Below are 17097 nucleotides of genomic sequence, written 5' to 3' on the forward strand. Positions count from 1 at the left end.
GCACCTCAACGATAACCGGCTTCGCCCGGCTTGTGCAGTTTAGGCCCACGCTCGACAATCGGCTCTGGCGCCTTGTCGACGGGAACATTCGGCGCGGTGTGAATGCCCGTCCATGCCGGTTGCGGATTGTAGGCCCATTTGACCGAGTTGCGCAGAACCGTCTGCACATTCGCATCATGATAGGTTGGGTAGGTTTCATGACCGGGGCGGAAGTAGAACACATTGCCCGCACCGCGCCGCCATGTCATGCCCGAGCGGAAGACTTCACCGCCCGCGAACCACGAGATGAAAACGGTTTCGAGCGGTTCCGGCACGGAAAACTGTTCACCGTACATTTCCTCGTTCTCAAGCACAAAGTTCTCGTCCAGCCCCTGTGTGATCGGATGGCCGCGATTGACCACCCAGAGCCGCTCGCGCTCGCCCGCTTCACGCCATTTGAGCGCACAGGGCGTTCCCATCAGACGCTTGAATATTTTGGAGAAATGTCCGGAATGGAGCACGATCAGCCCCATGCCTTCGAAAACGCGCTTCGCGACACGTTCCACAACCTCGTCACTGACGCCACCATGATCCTTGTGGCCCCACCAAACGAGCACGTCGGTCTTGGCGAGACGCTCTTCAGTCAAGCCGTGCTCCGGTTCCTGCAAGGTGGCAGTCGTCGCTTCGATGGCGCTATCCTCGCTCAGCGCCCTGGCGATAGTGTTGTGCATGCCGTCCGGATAAACCGAACGCACTGTTTCATTGATCTGCTCGTGAATGTTTTCACCCCAGACGATGGTACGAATAGGCACGAGTATTCTCCTTGCTGCGGGCATCACAGCCCATTTGTCTCATGTGTCATTATGCTTGGGAGGTCAGCGTCAGACGGCGCGGCCCTTTTCATCGAAACGATGAATGTTTTCACCCATCGGGGAAACCGAAAGCGTCTCACCTGATTTACGCGCTGCCACGCCGCTTTCGCGGACCACCAGCGGTTCCTCCAGGCCGAGATCGATATAGACATAGGTGTCGGACCCGAGAATTTCGGTATGGATTACCTGACCGGTCCAGTGACCATTTTCGTGTACGATAGCGAGATGTTCGGGACGCAAACCCACCGTATGCGCGCCAAAAGGCTCACTATATCTGCCGGTCAGGAAATTCATCTTCGGTGATCCGATGAACCCGGCGACGAAAAGCGAATTTGGCTTTTCGTAAAGCTCGAGCGGCGTTCCGATCTGCTCCACGCGTCCGTCGCGCAGCACACAGATGCGGTCGGCCAGCGTCATCGCCTCCACCTGATCGTGCGTCACATAGATCATGGTGGTGTCTTCCATGCTCTGGTGGAGCCTGGCGATCTCAAGCCTTGTAGCCACACGTAGTGCCGCATCGAGGTTGGACAAGGGTTCATCAAAGAGGAACACTTTCGGATCGCGCACGATGGCACGACCAATCGCGACACGCTGCCGCTGCCCACCGGAAAGCTGGCGTGGCAGGCGCTCGAGATAAGGCGTCAGCTGCAGCATCTCCGCAGCCTTGTGAATGCGGCTCTTGCACTCATCCTTGCTCTTGCCCGCGAGCTGCATGCCGAAGGCCATGTTCTCGTAGACTGTCATATGCGGATAAAGCGCATAGGACTGGAACACCATAGCGATGCCGCGCTTCGAAGGTGCGAAGCTGTTGACCACCGTTCCGTCGATGGACAGATCGCCTGATGAGATTTCCTCCAAGCCTGCAATGAGGCGCAACAGCGTGGACTTTCCGCAACCGGATGGACCGACGAAGACCATGAACTCACCGGGTCGGATATCCATATCCACGCCCTTGATGACCTCGAAGTTACCGAAAGACTTGCGCACATCGCGCAACTGAAGTTCTGCCATGGTTGTACCTAACCCTTTACGCCGCCTGCCGTCAGACCGGACACGATCCGCCGCTGGAAGATGAGCACGAGGATGACGAGGGGAACCGTCACGATGACGGAAGCCGCCATGATGTTGCCCCAGGGGATTTCAAACTGACTGCTGCCGGACAGAAGCGCGATAGCCACAGGCACGGTGCGCTGACTGCCCGAAGAGGTGAAGGTGAGCGCGAACAGGAACTCGTTCCATGCCGAGATGAAAGCGAGCAATCCGGTTGTCACCAGCGCCGGCCACATCAGTGGCATGAAAACACGCGTGATAATCACCCACGGCGATGCGCCATCCACGATGGCCGCTTCCTCAATCTCGATTGGCAGGTCACGCATGAAGGTGGTGAGGACCCAGACCGTAAACGGCAGCGTGAAGATCATATAGGAGAAGATCAGCGCCAGCGGCGTGTTGAAGATACCGAGAAAACGGATCAGCTCGAACAGACCCGCCAGAACGGCGATCTGCGGAAACATGGACACCGAAAGAATGGTGAGAAGCAACAAGCCCCGCCCGCGAAAACTCACACGCGCCAGCGCATAGGCAGCCGTCACCGCCAGCAACAGCGAGATTGCCACTACAACGGTCGCCACCAGCAGTGAATTACCAAGACTGCGCAGGAAGCTGCCCTGCGTGAGAACACCGGCATAATTGTCGAGCGAGAAACTGCTTGGCCAGTAATCGACCTGAAACAGCGCCGTCCCGGATTTGAGACTGGTGATGATCGCATAATAGAACGGGAACACCGCGATCAAAATGATGAGCGCCACCAGCAGATAGAAGCTGAGGGTTTTCACATAGTGCATCATGCTATTCCCCCCTGCTGCCGACATTGACGCGTCCGAAGAACATGTAGAGCACGGTGATCGCCGCAATGATGAGGAACAGCATCGTCGATGCCGCCGCACCATAGGCGAATTTGTCGAAATCGAAGAGATTTTCGCGGGCGAAAACCGACATGGTCTTGGTCTGCGCATTATTCGGCGTCAGCACATAGATCAGGTCGAAGATGCGCAAGGCATCCAGCATACGGAAGATGATCGCCACCATCAGCGCTGGACGGATCAACGGCAGCGTCACACGCCAGAACACCTTGACCGGATGCACGCCATCGATCTTGGCCGCTTCGTAAATGTCGGATGGCACCATTTGCAGACCGGCCAGAATAAGCAGCGCCATGAAGGGCGTCGTCTTCCAGACATCGACAATCAGGATCGCAATCATCGCGGTGTCGGGATTGGCCGTCCAGGCTATCTTCTGGCTGATGAGGCCCAGATTGAGCAGGATATGATTGAGGATGCCGAACTGGTCGTTGAGCATCCAGCCCCACATCTTGGCTGAAACAATTGTCGGGATTGCCCACGGGATCAGGATTGCGGCGCGCACGAGCCCTCGCCCCCGGAAATTCGCGTTCAGCACCAGAGCGACGATCAATCCAAAAATCGTTTCAAGGCTGACCGACAGAATAGTGAACCGGATCGTGTTCCAGACCGCACCCCACCAGGCGGGATCAGCCAGAAGACCGCGATAGACGGTACGCCCGCTCTTGAGCGTCACCCAGGACAGATAATTGTTAAAGCCAACGAATTCCGCCGTACCGAGGCTCGTCAGCGATGCATTGGTGAAACTGAAATAGATGGTCCGCAGCAGCGGCCAGCCCGCCACCAGCGCCAGCACGATCAGTGTTGGTGCGAGAAACACCCATGCCGACCGGATACGCTGCGCGCGCAGATCGGAGTGAACCCGGCTTTTTGTGGCCGAGCTCCCTGACATATCGAGAGAAGTCTCCGTCATGATCCCACTCTTGGTCCTGCTCAGAGAAACTGGAGCGTCCGGGCTGCCCTTTTCGGGGGCTTGGGAGGACAACCCGGACGCGGCTTGATCGGTCCCTACCAGCCGGAGCCTTCCAGCTCAGTCAGCTCGACCTCAAGCATTTCGAGATTCTCCGCAGCCGTACCGTTGCCCGAGAGCGTCTTGTGCACGGCAGTCCAGAATTTCGACGACACTTCGTTGTATTTCACCTTTGTCGCAGCCGACGGGCGCGGCACTGCATTCTGGAAGATCGGCTTCCAGTTGGCCATGAATGGCTGCGCTGCAATGATATCCTTGTCGTCGTAAAGCGCTTCAATGGTTGGCAGGCGCGAAATCTGGACCGCCTGCACCTTCTGCACTTCCGGCGAAGCCAGATATTTCACCAGCGCGATGGCAGCATCCTGTTTGGTGGAATATTTGGAAACGGCAAGATTCCAGCCGCCAAGCGTCGAGGATGGCGCATCACCCTCCGCACCGGCAGGCAATGGCGCAACGTCGAACTTGCCTTTCACGCCGCTATCGGCACTGTTGCCAAGCGCATAGGCATAAGGCCAGTTGCGCATGAAGACGGCATTGCCGGTCTGCCAGACGCCACGCGATTCCTCTTCCTGATAGGCGAGTGCGCCCTGCGGCGATATCGAACCGATCCAGCCCTTGGCGCGATCGATCGCTGCCGCAGCCTTTTCATTGTTGATGGAAATCGTGCCGTCGGCTTCGACGATCTGGCCGCCACCCGACGACTTTACCCATTCGAGCGCATTACAGGTCAGGCCCTCATAGGCATTGCCCTGAAACACGAAGCCCCAGAGATCGGACTTTCCCTCGGCCCGTTCCTTGTCCATGATTTCCTTGGCAGTCGCCGTCATCTCGTCCCAGGTCTTGGGAACCTGCTTGTTGTATTTTTCGAGGAGATCCTTGCGATAGAAAAGTGCCGGAGCGTCAGTATAGAATGGCAACGCAACCAGCTTTCCATTCACGGTCTGCGACGCGATAATGGACGGGAAATGCGCGCCCGTGACATCCTTGGTGGCTTCCGTCAGATCAACAAACTGTTCGGACAGCTGCGGCGCCCAGACTACATCCGTCTGGTAAACGTCGATATCGGCGTTACCGGCTGCAAGCCACAGACGATACTGGCTGAACTGCTCGCTGCTTGACGATGGCATCGAGACGATGTTGACCTTGTTGCCGGTATCCTTCTCGAACTTGACGATCTGCTCCTGCAGAAACTTGATGTTATTGCCCGTTGAATTGGCTGCGATGGAAATCTCCACCGCATGAGCGCTCACCGTCGCCAGACCAAATGCCACGCAGGCCGCGAGCACACCCTGAAAAGCCTTCATTGTTCCCTCCTCCCATCCATTCTGTAAGCGGTTTGATAAAATCGAAAACGGTTTGGATGGCGAAAAGGTTGCAGAGGACCGCATTTCTGTCAAGCCGCAGATTCTGCAGCATGCTTCATTTCATCCAACACCAACCATGAAACAGCGATATTTCAATATGTTACCGTTCCGTTTCATTGTTGATTGTCGGTCTGAAGCCTTAGCTTCCCAAACATCACAAAGCGAAAACCGAAACAAACTTGAAATCGGTTTGGATTTCGTGCACCCTATATGTTGCGGCAGTTCAAAGAACTCAACCGACCAATTGTTAATCGCAAGGAAGCGGCTATAATCCGCTGCCTTGCCTGCCTGAATAATTCGAAAGCCAAATGAAGCTCCGTGAATTCGCCAAACATCTCGGCCTCTCAGCCACGACCGTCAGCCGGGCGTTGAGCGGCTATCCCGAAGTGGCGGAAAGCACGCGCAAGCGGGTCATGGACGAGGCTGTACGTCTCGGTTACCGGCCTAACGTCAACGCGGTCAGACTGGTTACCGGGCGTGCCGGTGCAATCGGCGTCGTGATGGGCCGCAACAGCGAGTTTCACTTCGCCGAGTTCATGCGCGGCATGGCAGAACGGCTCAGTCAGGATGAAGTCGATATTCTCGTCAGCCCGATTGCAAACTACGGCACCGACGACGAAGTGCAGCTTTGCCGACGTCTGGCCACCAGCCATCGCGTCGATGCCATCATCGTGACATCTCCAAAGCCCAATGATGAGCGCATCCGCATGCTGCACGAACTGGGCATGCCATTCCTCGTGCACGGACGGTCTGAAACCGATATTCCGCATGCATGGCTCGACATCGACAATGAAGGCGCGGTTTACCGTTCGACTGCCCATCTGCTCGACCTCGGCCACCGTCGGATTGCAATGATAAACGGTCGCTACGGCTTCACCTTTTCGCTTCATCGCGACGAAGGCTACCGGAAAGCTCTCGAAAGCAGAGGCATCGCCTTCGATCCGGAACTTGTCGAGCACGGCGACTTCACGGACGAGATCGGCTATCGCCTCGCGCGCAAACTTCTGGAACGCGATCCGCGCCCGACCGCGTTTGTTGCCGGCTCTATGATGACTGCGCTTGGCATATACCGGGCCGCGCGCTCTTTCGGCCTGACTATCGGCAAGGATATTTCCGTCATCGCCCATGACGATGTCATCTCGTTCCTGAGCGCCGACAATATGGTGCCGTCCCTGACCGCAACCCGCTCGTCGATGCGCGCTGCGGGAAAACGTTGTGCCGACCTCCTGATGGACATACTCGACGGACGCGCGGCAACTGACATCCATGAATTATGGCCGGTCGAACTGATCCTGCGAGAATCAGCAACTCGCGTGCCGGAATGGGCCTAGTAATATTCAAGATTTGGCGCGATTTGTCAGATTCAGGCCGCTGGTGTAGATTTGTCGTGCAACGCGGAATTGGTTCAGCACGTAGAAATACGCATCCGAAACCAAACCGCGTTGCATGCGGTTTATATCGGAGTAAAAATTGCGTAGTGAACAATCTATTCTTCAAATTTCCATAGCGGTTACTATTCTGGTTGCTGGTTTCGGTGTCGTTTTCGGCCTGTTATCCGGCTCATTTTCTATCGTATTCGATGGTGTTTATATGCTGGCTGATGCTGCGATGAGCGGCTTAGCTCTCCTCGTCTCACGCCTCATCGCCCTTTCTGCCTTACCGGAACAGCCACGCGGAAAATTGCGCGATCGCTTCACAATGGGCTTCTGGCACCTCGAACCGATGGTGCTTGGCCTTAACGGTATGATGCTCACCGGCGTTGCGATCTACGCGCTCATCAACGCAGTCGGCAGCCTGATGGATGGCGGACGCGATCTCGAATTCAGCTACGCGATTTTCTATGCCGTCGTTGCCCTGATTGCCTGCCTCGGTATGGCACTCCTGGAAATGCGTGCAAACCGAACCCTAAAATCAGATTTCGTCGCACTTGATGCCAAAGCCTGGATCATGTCCGGCGGCATAACCGCGGCACTTCTGATCGCTTTTTCGGTCGGCTATGCCATTGAAGGAACAGAACTCGGCTGGCTGACGCCCTATATCGATCCGGCAGTTCTCGCGGTTGTTTGTCTTGTCATCATCCCCATGCCAGTCGGCACGATCAGACAGGCATTGGCTGACATATTTCTTGTTACGCCTGTCGACCTTAAGCAGCATGTCGATGCGGTTGCGGAAGAGTTCGTCAAACGCAACGGCTTTCTGTCATACCGCGCTTATGTCGCCAAGGTCGGTCGCGGCAAGCAGATCGAACTCTATTTCATCGTTCCGCCCGATCTTCCGCCACGAAAGCTCGAGGAGTGGGATGCGTTACGCGACGAAATCGGTGATGCACTCGGCGGTGAGGGACCGGACCGGTGGTTGACCATCGCATTTACGACGGATGTGGAGTGGGCCGTCTGACCTGAATGGTTGTTACTCGTTCGTCAGCGACAACTGTCGGCGCAGCCGCATCGTGCGGCTGTCCCCCGGCTGACGAGGCAGCCGATTGAAAGCATTCAAATAATTGGTCTTGGTGCGCATGATGTGCGCCTCCAGTATTTCCCGCAATTCCTCGGGCTTGTCGGCATCGGCCAGCTCGATGATGGTGGCATGGTCGGCGAAGGATCGCGCAGGCTCGCCTTCGGCACCGATGGCAAGATGTGTCCGCAAGGCTGCGACGCGCCCCAGAATGCTGTCATAGGCACGGGCGAGATAGCGATTACCGCAGACGCGGAAAAAGGCCAGATGGAATTCGGTGTCGCAACGCCCGTAAGCGCGCAGATCGTCCTCATCTATTGCCGCACGCATAAGATCGTACTGCTTTTTCAATTGAGAGACGAGCTTCTTGCGATTGCCGATCAGCGCCAACCGCATGGCCTGATCTTCCAGCCCGACGCGGAAATCGCAAAGCTCGGCTATATCTTCCTGCGTCGGCGTGAAAACATAGGTGCCGGACTTCGGAACGATGTGAACCAGTTCCTGCATCTGCAGAATGTTGAGTGCCTCGCGCACCGGCGTGCGACTGACATCGAAAGCCGCAGCGAGCATGTCTTCGGAGAGGTTCTCTCCGAATTGAAACTCTGCATCGACAATTGCACCGCGAATACGTTCGGCGATGCTGCTTGCCAGCGACTTCTTGCTCTTGCCTCGAATCTCTCTCATGTCCGAATCTTACAGACGCCTTATTGCGACGTATAGAGCGGTTGAAACCGCATTCAAATTACACCCATCAACGATAACGGGCCCGGCCGAAAACCGGACCCGTCAATCTGATTAGTCCCGTTTGGCTTTCAGGCTCATGCAGAGGAAGAAGCCAAGGATCGGAAAGATGGACAAAGCCAGCAGCGACAGCGAGAAGCTGTCAGTCGTGGATTTGACCCAGCCGACCAGATAGGGCCCTGTGAACCCGCCAAGCTGTGCAAAGCCATTGATGGCCGCAAGTCCACCAGCGGCAGCGGCGCCGGACAGGAATTGCGTCGGCAGCGTCCAGAACACGCCGAGATAGGACCACAGGAAGAACGCGCAGACCGACAGGAGCACGAGGCTCAGGATCGGCGACGGAGCCAGCGCGCTGGCGGCAAGAAAGACACCGCCGAACAGGCCGGCAATTGCCGTGTGGATCTTGCGCTCGCCGGTACGATCCGAACTGCGCGAAATCACGACAAGTCCGATCGCGGCAAACACGAACGGAATGGCCGAAATGAGCCCGGTCTGCGCTGCGGTATAATCGCCAAGGCTCTTTACGATCTGCGGCAACCACATGATCACGCCGTAAACAGCGATACCGTTGAACATATAAACCAGCGTCAGAAGCCAGACGCGGTAATCGCTGAACACTTCTTTCAGCGAGTGACGGGTATCGGCCTGCTTGCCTGCATTTTCCTTGGCAAGTTCGGCCATCAGCCATGCGCGTTCGTCGGCGGTCAGCCAACGCTTGTCCTTTTCCGGACTGTCGACCAGATAGAAGAAGGTCACGACACCGAGGATCACGGCGGGAAGCCCTTCAAGAATGAACATCGCCTGCCAGCCATGCAGACCGAAAAGCCCCTCGCCCGCATCCATCAGCCAGCCGGAGAACGGTGCGCCCACGACGATGGAAAGCACGGTTGCAGTCATGAACAGGGCCGTTGCGCGACCACGTTCCTTGGCCGGGAACCAGTAGGTCAGATAAAGCAGAACGCCCGGCGCAAAACCGGCTTCTGCCACACCAAGCAGGAAGCGCAGAACATAGAACGAAACCGGGCCCTGCACGAAAGCCATGGCGCAGGACACGATCCCCCACGTGACCATGATGCGCGCAATCCAGACGCGCGAGCCGAGCTTGTGCAGCATCATGTTGCTCGGCACTTCGAACAGCATATAGCCAATGAAGAAAATACCCGCACCGATGCCGAACATATAGGGTGTCAGGCCGATATCATTGTTCATGTGAAGCGCGGCGTAGCCGATATTCACACGGTCGAGATAGTTGACGATAAAGCAGATAAAGCAGAACAGAACGATCCGCAGATTGAGCTTGCGAATGGTGCTGTCGCGCAGGTCGGGCGTTGCGCCGACCGCACTCAGAGTGGAATTGACCACGATGTCCTCCCAGGTCTCCGCTCACGTTCCAGCATGAGCGGCATGCAATAATCTTTGCGGGAGCTGTCACACGTTAATGCGCGCTCCCGTTCAGAGCTTCATCAGCGGAAATGGAACCGAGGCCAATCCGGCTCACTTCCAACAGATAGGCAATCCCGATCACGGACAGGCCACGAGCACTGATCCGGCCGTTATCGTCTCACTCCCACTGCAATGATTAGCGTGCAAACAACTACTTTACAAGTAGCATACAAAATCTTGTACCTTAGATTGACAGAAGTGTCCGCACATGGCTTTTAAAGCCACTGTCGCCGAATGGTTGAGTCTGCAGATTCTCTTCGGTGACCTATGGGCGCGCAACAGCGTCCATCTTCGAGGAGGAGTATTTCATGACGACAAGTTCAACAGCGTTTCTAGCCGATTTTTTTGCAGACCGGGTGGTGCTTGTCACCGGCGGTGCATCGGGCATTGGCAAGGCCGTTGCTGAAAAGCTCATCGCGCTCAAGGCCAAGGTAGTGCTTTGGGATGTGAACGGCGCGCGCCTGCAGGAAATGGCGGACAAACATGGCGAGCAGGTTCTGACGGCCATTGTGGATGTCTCTGACAAGGCCGCAGTTGATCGCGCAGCGCATGATATCGCCGCCAAATGGGGTGGCATCGATCATCTCGTCAACAATGCAGGCATCATCGGTCAGCGCATGACCGTGAAGGAATTCGATGCGGACGAACTGGATCGGGTGCTGGCCGTCAATCTGAAAAGTGTATTCTACGTTTCCAGTGCTTTCCTCAACAATCCGGGCATCAAGCCGAGTAAATCGATTGTCGGCCTGTCTTCCATCGCCGGCCGTACCGGCGGCATGGTCGGCAATATCGCCTATGCGACGACCAAGGGAGCAATCGCTTCCTACACCTACGCACTCGCCAAGGAGCTTGCGCCGGAAATCCGCGTCAATGCACTGGCGCCCGGCGTGATCGACACGGAAATCCAGAAGGACGTCTTTGCCGATCCCGCCAGTATCGCGAAAATGGCCGACCTCATTCCGTTGAAGCGGCTTGGAACTGCCGACGAAGTTGCAGACGCAGCCATCTGGCTGCTGTCGCCGGGAGCGGCCTATATTACCGGTGTTGTGCTTGACGTTTCGGGCGGGCGATAAGGAGACAATGATGACGCAGGCAAAGACCCTGAAAAGCCTCATCGAAACCGGTCGCATCATTCAGGCGCCGGGCGCACCCGATCCGCTGACCGCTCGTCTCGTGCAGCAGGCAGGGTTTCCGGCCATTTACATGACCGGGTTCGGCGCGACGGCAAGCCGCCTCGGCACGCCCGATCTGGGTCTTCTCACACAAACCGAAATGACAACCCATGCGCGGGATATGACCCGCGTGGTGGATATTCCGGTCATCGCTGATGCCGATACTGGTTACGGCGGCCCGGCCAATATCGTTCGTACGGTGGAGGAATATATCCAGTCCGGTGTTGCCGCCATTCATCTGGAAGACCAGATGGCGCCGAAACGCTGTGGCCAGCTTTCCGGTATCCGGCTGATCCCTGCAGAAGAAAATGTGCGCCGCCTCAAATGCGCGATTGCGGCGCGCGCCGACAAGGACCTGCTCCTGATCGCCCGCACCGATGCCATGCCCGCAGCCGGAGCGGAAGAAGCCATCCGTCGCGCGAAAATGTATCAGGATACGGGTGTCGATCTTGTTTTCGTCGACGGCATCAAGACCATCGCGGAAGTCGAAGCTGTCGCCCGCCACGTCGACGGGCCGAAGGTCGTCAGCATTGTCGACGGCAACGAAACCGTGGCTCTGACGGCCGCCGACCTCGAACAGATGGGCTTCAACATCGTATTCTATGCACTTTCAACGCTTTTCTCGGCTGTGAAGGCAATGAGCGACACGCTGTCAGCCCTCAAGCGCGACGGTACGCCGAAGGCCCGCTCCGGCGATATGATCACCTATCAGCAATATTGCGACATCGTTGACCTGAAGAAATTTCAGGATCTCGATGAGGAATATGGGTGGTCATAATCGGGTCAGCTGAGGCAGGCGGCAACGCCTGCCTTTTCAGGCACTAAGCTTCTTCGCCTGAATGCGCGGCGATGCTCTTTCGACCGTGATTTCATAATGGTCGCCCTGCGTTACCTCAGCGATCCGGCTCGGACGAAATGCTACGGCATTGATACCGCCATCGTGGCGCAAACTGTCGAACAGAATTCCGATCTCGCCACTCTCGCGCATCTCCTCGCCGAACTTCTGTGACGCAGCGTAATCTGCCGGATCATAAACAGCAGGTAGTGTCGCCTGTTCGCCGCATATATCGATGAAATCCTCTTCCAGCTTCGCCGTATAGACCCGAAAGGTGCGAGCCAGACTGTCCTGCTGTATCGCAACGGTTTCGCGACGCATGTGGTGCGCAACCTCGACGACGGACGTGGTCAGCCGCGCCGCCGCATACCAGGCGCCAAGCTCAGGACCATTGAAGCGCATGCCGCCCGGCGCGACATGCAGAAACGTCGCCATGACGATGCTGGAATTGGGCCTGCCGAACACCCACTCCTCATGGGGAAGGCGCTGCAATCGTTCACTGAGAAGACGGTCATTCGTCCAGCCAGCCAGTTCCATCACCGCTTCCAGATCGGCAGCAGTGGCAACCGTGTCAAAAAGACCAATCGGCGGGAAACGCGACGGGATCAGGCGATAGCTTGGCTGTGGCGCGGGATTGCGCTTCACGAGAACACCACGTCTTCATCGCGATAAGGTCGGAACTCGCGATCCAGTTCGTTCGGTTCCATATAAAGGCCGCCGCGCGCCGCATCCAGAAACCGGCGAGCTGTCAGCAAGCCATCCTGCAGACCGCTTGTTATCAGGCTCAACGGCGGATGACCGCCGAAGACACCGGACTGATTGGGCGTGTGCAGCCAGCGGATACCAGCTTTCCCATCTGGATAAAGTACGCCCAGCGCCTGATGAATGCCAAGCACGGCGGACAAGCGCATCAGCACATCCACATCCAGCGTGATATCGCGATGCTCGCGCACCGCCTTCACCCAGTTGTAATAGGTTGATCTGGAAGGCAGACCCAGCACCATCAGCCGTTGCTGCTCGTCCAGCCCCCACAGATCGGCAATGGTCAGAAATGTACGCAGGCCCGGCCCGCTCAATCGCTTGCGCGAATGAGGAGCAAAACGAGCCGCGTCGAGAACATCAGGCCCCTTGCCTATCATTGTCTTCAACACCGTATTGCTTCTGGCCATAATTGCCTCCGATCGTCCAGATCAGAATATAGTCCAAATTTGGACTTTTGCAACTCTACGGTGTTTCAAACGATGAGACAGGCTTTATTCGGCGGCGATAAGGGGCGTTTCGGCAGCCACATCCGGCATTGTATCGAAATGGACCGGACGCAGCGAGACATAGCCGTTGCGGATGTCCAGCACATGCGAATAGACGTTCTGGCCGTTTTCGAGCTGCGGCAGCTTGTCCTCATGCATGATGCTGATGACGATGGCTTGCGGGCAGCGCGTCTTCAGCGCCTCATGGAACCGCATCTTGGAAGCCGGATCGAGGGCACCGGTTGCCTCGTCGAGGAAGATAATCGACGGCTTGTGCAGGAGAATGCGCGCCAGCACGATCTTCTGCTTCTGGCCGCCGGAAAGAACCATATCCCAAGGCGTGCCATCGGCATCGGCGTCATTCATACGCTCGATGAATTCACCCAGCCCCGCCTCATGCAGGACGGCAGCAACAGCGAGATCGCTGAACAGGCTCTCATCGGCGGGCAGGCTGACAAGCTGCTTCAAGGAGACGGAGGGGAACTTGGCCTCCTGGGTCGCATAAAACGAGGTGGCATTCTGCGGATAAATGATATCGCCGGTACCATATGGCCACAGGCCGTTCAGCGCCTTTACGAAGGAAGTTTTGCCCGAACCGGATTCACCGCGCATATAGACCCAGTCGCCTGAACGAATATTGATCACGCCAGAGCGCAGGAACGGTGCTTCGCTATCCGGTCCCTGCATGAGGGTGAGATTGCGTACCGACAGGCCGAAACGCGGATGCTGTTCAGCAAAAGCGAAGCGATTGATACCGGAGCGGCTGTAGAAATCGGTCGGGTCCTGAACATTCTCGATAGCCTGCGCGAGGCCGATCACGCGGCCCGCATTGGCGCGCAGATTGGCAATCGCCGGCATCACCTGAATGAACCACGAGCAATCGTTGATCATTGCTGCGACGAGTTCCGCGCCCGTTACATAGTTCCGGAAACTGACGGAACCGCTCATATAGGGCAGAAGGCCCGGAATATAGGCAACGATACGGTTCGACAGAAAGCCATAGGCTTGCGAGAAGGCGAGATAGGCAGCATCGAAACGATTGAGCCGGTTCCAGGTGCCATCGACATCCTTGTAGAGACGGTCATTGACCGACCGTTGGACGGCCTCGCCGCCGGATGCCGAAATCTGGAAACTGCGACGCAGCAGCGTCGTCCACTCACCACGATAGGAACCTTCGGCCTTCTGGATGCCGAGATTGAGGCGCTCCAGACGCTTACCGATCTTGATCGCGACCAGCGTTCCGAGCGGGACGTAGATCACGATCGCAGCAAAGGCCAGAACGGCGCTGCCATAACTGCCGAGGAAATCCAGCCCCTCCACGTGGGTGGACATTTCGATCAGCTTCTGGCCGATGAAGAAAGCAGACAGGAACACACCGACAATGCCCATGACGAGGCCGATGGCCCCGCCGGTCATGCCCTTGATCGATTCCTGCAGACGCTGATCGATATTGTCGGGCTGATCCTTGCCCCTGCCCTGTTGCAGATGGAAATGTGTATGCTTGCCGTTCAAAAGCGCAGTGGAGAACTGGTCGTTCAGCCATTTGCGCCATTTACGGTGCAGCGTCGTGGACAGGAAATGGCGGGAACCGACCAGCATCACATCCTTTGCCAGCATCAGCAGAACAAGAATGCCCGCATTGGCGGCAATGGTCATGAGAGGATGCTGAACAGGCGCAGTGTTGACGTTAACAATGGAATTCATGAGCAGGCCCGAGGCCTCGGCCACCCATACGGTGGTCTTGCTCACAAAGGCCGTCATCAGGAAGATTGCGATGGTGAGAACCCAGGCTTCCTTCCAGCGGTCGGAAACCCAATAGGCCCGCATCAGCCCCCAGAACGACGTCATGTCAGCCACGGCAGACCTCTCCCTTGCCTGCAAGGATTGCTGTCTGGTCTGCCGGTTTTTGCTCAATCCACACCTCGTTTTGACAACTGAGTGATAACGCTTTGTAACATATTGCAACAAACTGTGGTTAACGGAGTGTTAATAGTCAACACAAAAGCGGAGCACTAACCCGTGATCATAGGGGTTCGCATCAGCAACAAGCTGAAATCGTTGGGCTATCGGAAAGCTAATTATTTTGGATGAAGCGCACGTTTTACACCGGAAATTCGACGTTTCCGGGGATCATTGCCAATGATTCGAGCAAAAAGACTCTACTGAGCCGCGAGATAAGCCTGCAGACGCGGCACTACAAAATCGAGGAAGACACGGACCCGTTGCGGCAGTCGCGCGCCGCCAAGAAATACGGCGTGTACTTCCTCTATGTCATTCTCCACCGCCTCGGCCAGAACCTCCACCAATGCGCCAGACGCGAGGTCGTTCCGCGCGTGATAATCGCCGATACGAGCGAGCCCCAGCCCCGCGACCGCCATGCGCCGGACCGTCTCCCCATTATTGGCCAGCAGCGAACCGTAGACCGCGCGATCCACGATGCGACCGCTTTCCTTCAGCGGCCATACAGGTGCTGCACGGCGGAAATTGAAACCGATGCAATTGTGATCAATGAGATCATCTATGGTCAACGGCATCCCGCAGCGTTCCAGATAGGCGGGAGCCGCCACGATCTTGCGCCGAGCCGTGCCAAGCTTGCGCGCCATCATGCTGGAATTGGGCAAGGTGCCGATACGGAAAGCCACATCGGTGCGATCAAGATAAAGATCAACCAGCTCGTCCGACAGGGACAGGTCGATCACGATATTCGGATAGGCTGACAGAAATTCTGGCAACAAAGGCTCCAGCGCCAGCGTGCCCAATGCAACCGATGCATTGACGCGGACCGTACCGCCCGTGCTTGCAGAACCTTGCGAAAGCTCGCGTTCGACTTCTTCGAAATCACGCAGCAGCCCCTGACTACGCTCATAATAAATTTGCCCCTCTGTCGTCAGCGACAGACGGCGGGACGAGCGTTCCAAAAGCCGCACGCCGAGCCTTGCTTCGATACGGGATATGAGCTTGCTGATGGTCGAAGGGTTCATGCGCAGAAGACGGGCCGCTTCGGAGAAACTGCCTGTTTCCACCACCCGCAGAAAGACCTGCATTTCGCCAACGCGATTATCCATCGCCTGCTCCATCTATGAAACTGTTTCACAGATAATGTGGATTCCGAGCGGATTTTCAAGCCCGCGCGATTATCCTATTTCTGCATCACGAGATCAAACCTGACCGAAAGCTGCTTGGTACAGGATCAACAAAATGACGGCCCGAAGCATGAGCCTCCCAAGCTCGCGCTCCTCACGCGAAACGCCGAAGGCCAGTCAACAGGAGATAATATGAAAATCGTGAACGCACACGGCGCGGCCATACCCGCGCTCGGCTTCGGTGTTTTCCGCATGACGGATGCGGAAGTGGAAAACGTTGTTCCAGCAGCGCTGGAAGCTGGTTTCCGCCATTTCGACACGGCGCAGATCTACCAGAACGAGGCTGCTCTCGGGCGCGCACTGGAAAAGGCCGGCGCACGACGCGAGGACCTGTTCCTCACCACGAAAGTCTGGGTCGATAATTACAGTCCTGACAAATTCAGTACATCCGTCGACGAAAGCCTCGACAAGCTGAAAGTGGATCAGGTCGACCTTCTGCTTCTGCACTGGCCTGCCGACAAGGTGGCTATTGCCGACCAGATTGACATGCTGAACACAGTGCAAACGGCAGGCAAGACGCGCTTCATTGGCGTGAGCAATCAGAATGTCGCGCAAATGAAAGAGTCTATCCTTCGCAGTGCCGCGCCCATCGTCACCAACCAGATCGAGGTCCATCCCTATCTCGACCAGAATGCCGTAGCCGAGGCCGCAAAGGCAGCAGGCGTCGCTATCACCGCCTATTACGGTATGGCTGATGGCGCAGTGCCGCGCGACCCCATCTTGCAGGCCATTGGCGCCCGATACGGCAAGACTGCCGCTCAGGTCGGTCTGCGCTGGCTGATTGAACGCGGCTTCATCGCCCTTTCCAAGACGGCCAAGCCCGAGCGTGTCGCTGAAAATTTCGACATATTCGACTTTGAGCTCAGTGCTGAAGACATGACGGCGATTTCCAAACTCGCCCGCACCGATGGACGACTGGTCAACCCCGACGGTCTGGCTCCAGTCTGGGACAAATAAC

16 protein-coding genes are annotated in these 17097 nt (G+C 56.8%); 5 read left to right on the forward strand and 11 right to left on the reverse strand.

Annotated elements, in window-relative coordinates:
- Nucleotides 1-5: 5 nt before the first annotated feature.
- The 5 genes from ABDF71_RS17800 to ABDF71_RS17820 all read right to left on the reverse strand — a co-directional run bounded on the left by ABDF71_RS17800 (nt 6) and on the right by ABDF71_RS17820 (nt 5044).
- Nucleotides 6-791: a ThuA domain-containing protein gene (locus ABDF71_RS17800; RefSeq protein ID WP_036579398.1), complete on the reverse strand. Its 786-nt coding sequence runs from the start codon at nt 789-791 to the stop codon at nt 6-8.
- A gap of 69 nt (nt 792-860) precedes the next feature.
- Entirely contained in the window at nt 861-1862 is a 1002-nt protein-coding gene (locus tag ABDF71_RS17805; protein WP_011982681.1) for an ABC transporter ATP-binding protein, read from the reverse strand.
- Between the two features lie 8 nt (nt 1863-1870).
- Entirely contained in the window at nt 1871-2698 is an 828-nt protein-coding gene (locus ABDF71_RS17810) for a carbohydrate ABC transporter permease (protein ID WP_011982680.1), read from the reverse strand.
- Between the two features lies 1 nt (nt 2699).
- A complete protein-coding gene (locus ABDF71_RS17815) occupies nt 2700-3683 on the reverse strand; it encodes a carbohydrate ABC transporter permease (RefSeq protein WP_040128466.1) in 984 nt (327 codons plus the stop codon).
- 95 nt (nt 3684-3778) lie between these two features.
- On the reverse strand, nt 3779-5044 hold the full coding sequence (locus ABDF71_RS17820) for an ABC transporter substrate-binding protein (RefSeq protein WP_010660900.1): 1266 nt from the start codon (nt 5042-5044) through the stop codon (nt 3779-3781).
- 368 nt (nt 5045-5412) lie between these two features.
- Between ABDF71_RS17820 and ABDF71_RS17825 the strand changes: the two genes are divergently transcribed.
- Together ABDF71_RS17825 and ABDF71_RS17830 are read left to right on the forward strand one after the other, a co-directional pair.
- Complete coding sequence (locus ABDF71_RS17825) at nt 5413-6435, forward strand: substrate-binding domain-containing protein (RefSeq protein WP_258124486.1); 1023 nt, start codon at nt 5413-5415, stop codon at nt 6433-6435.
- A 139-nt stretch (nt 6436-6574) separates the two neighbouring features.
- Nucleotides 6575-7501, forward strand: a complete 927-nt coding sequence (locus ABDF71_RS17830) for a cation diffusion facilitator family transporter (protein WP_011982677.1) — start codon at nt 6575-6577, stop codon at nt 7499-7501.
- A 12-nt stretch (nt 7502-7513) separates the two neighbouring features.
- Here ABDF71_RS17830 and ABDF71_RS17835 read toward each other — a convergent pair whose 3' ends face one another.
- Both ABDF71_RS17835 and ABDF71_RS17840 read right to left on the reverse strand, forming a co-directional pair.
- Entirely contained in the window at nt 7514-8242 is a 729-nt protein-coding gene (locus ABDF71_RS17835) for a GntR family transcriptional regulator (protein WP_011982676.1), read from the reverse strand.
- Between the two features lie 111 nt (nt 8243-8353).
- Nucleotides 8354-9661: an MFS transporter gene (locus ABDF71_RS17840; protein ID WP_010660896.1), complete on the reverse strand. Its 1308-nt coding sequence runs from the start codon at nt 9659-9661 to the stop codon at nt 8354-8356.
- A gap of 389 nt (nt 9662-10050) precedes the next feature.
- Between ABDF71_RS17840 and ABDF71_RS17845 the strand changes: the two genes are divergently transcribed.
- The gene (locus tag ABDF71_RS17845; protein WP_125300772.1) at nt 10051-10815 is read left to right on the forward strand and encodes an SDR family NAD(P)-dependent oxidoreductase; all 765 of its coding nucleotides are present in this window, start codon (nt 10051-10053) and stop codon (nt 10813-10815) included.
- A gap of 7 nt (nt 10816-10822) precedes the next feature.
- Nucleotides 10823-11692, forward strand: a complete 870-nt coding sequence (locus ABDF71_RS17850) for an isocitrate lyase/PEP mutase family protein (RefSeq protein ID WP_258124487.1) — start codon at nt 10823-10825, stop codon at nt 11690-11692.
- A gap of 36 nt (nt 11693-11728) precedes the next feature.
- On the opposite strand, the gene ABDF71_RS17855 is transcribed toward ABDF71_RS17850, so the two are convergent.
- The 4 genes from ABDF71_RS17855 to ABDF71_RS17870 form a co-directional block, all read right to left on the reverse strand.
- Nucleotides 11729-12394 (reverse strand): RES family NAD+ phosphorylase, encoded by a 666-nt coding sequence (locus ABDF71_RS17855; protein WP_258124488.1) that lies wholly within the window; start codon nt 12392-12394, stop codon nt 11729-11731.
- Complete coding sequence (locus ABDF71_RS17860; protein WP_125300775.1) at nt 12391-12918, reverse strand: MbcA/ParS/Xre antitoxin family protein; 528 nt, start codon at nt 12916-12918, stop codon at nt 12391-12393. Before ABDF71_RS17860 ends, ABDF71_RS17855 begins: the two co-directional genes overlap by 4 nt.
- Nucleotides 12919-13002: 84 nt before the next feature.
- Nucleotides 13003-14853, reverse strand: a complete 1851-nt coding sequence (locus tag ABDF71_RS17865) for an ABC transporter ATP-binding protein/permease (protein WP_258124489.1) — start codon at nt 14851-14853, stop codon at nt 13003-13005.
- Between the two features lie 302 nt (nt 14854-15155).
- The gene (locus ABDF71_RS17870; protein ID WP_010660890.1) at nt 15156-16061 is read right to left on the reverse strand and encodes a LysR family transcriptional regulator; all 906 of its coding nucleotides are present in this window, start codon (nt 16059-16061) and stop codon (nt 15156-15158) included.
- A gap of 210 nt (nt 16062-16271) precedes the next feature.
- Between ABDF71_RS17870 and ABDF71_RS17875 the strand changes: the two genes are divergently transcribed.
- Nucleotides 16272-17096 carry an aldo/keto reductase gene (locus tag ABDF71_RS17875; RefSeq protein WP_258124490.1) on the forward strand — a complete coding sequence of 275 codons (825 nt, stop codon included), beginning with the start codon at nt 16272-16274 and terminating at the stop codon, nt 17094-17096.
- Nucleotide 17097 lies beyond the last annotated feature (1 nt).

Origin of the sequence: Ochrobactrum sp. WV_118_8, assembly GCF_039631535.1 — a bacterium.
Classification (GTDB): Bacteria; Pseudomonadota; Alphaproteobacteria; order Rhizobiales; family Rhizobiaceae; genus Brucella; species Brucella anthropi.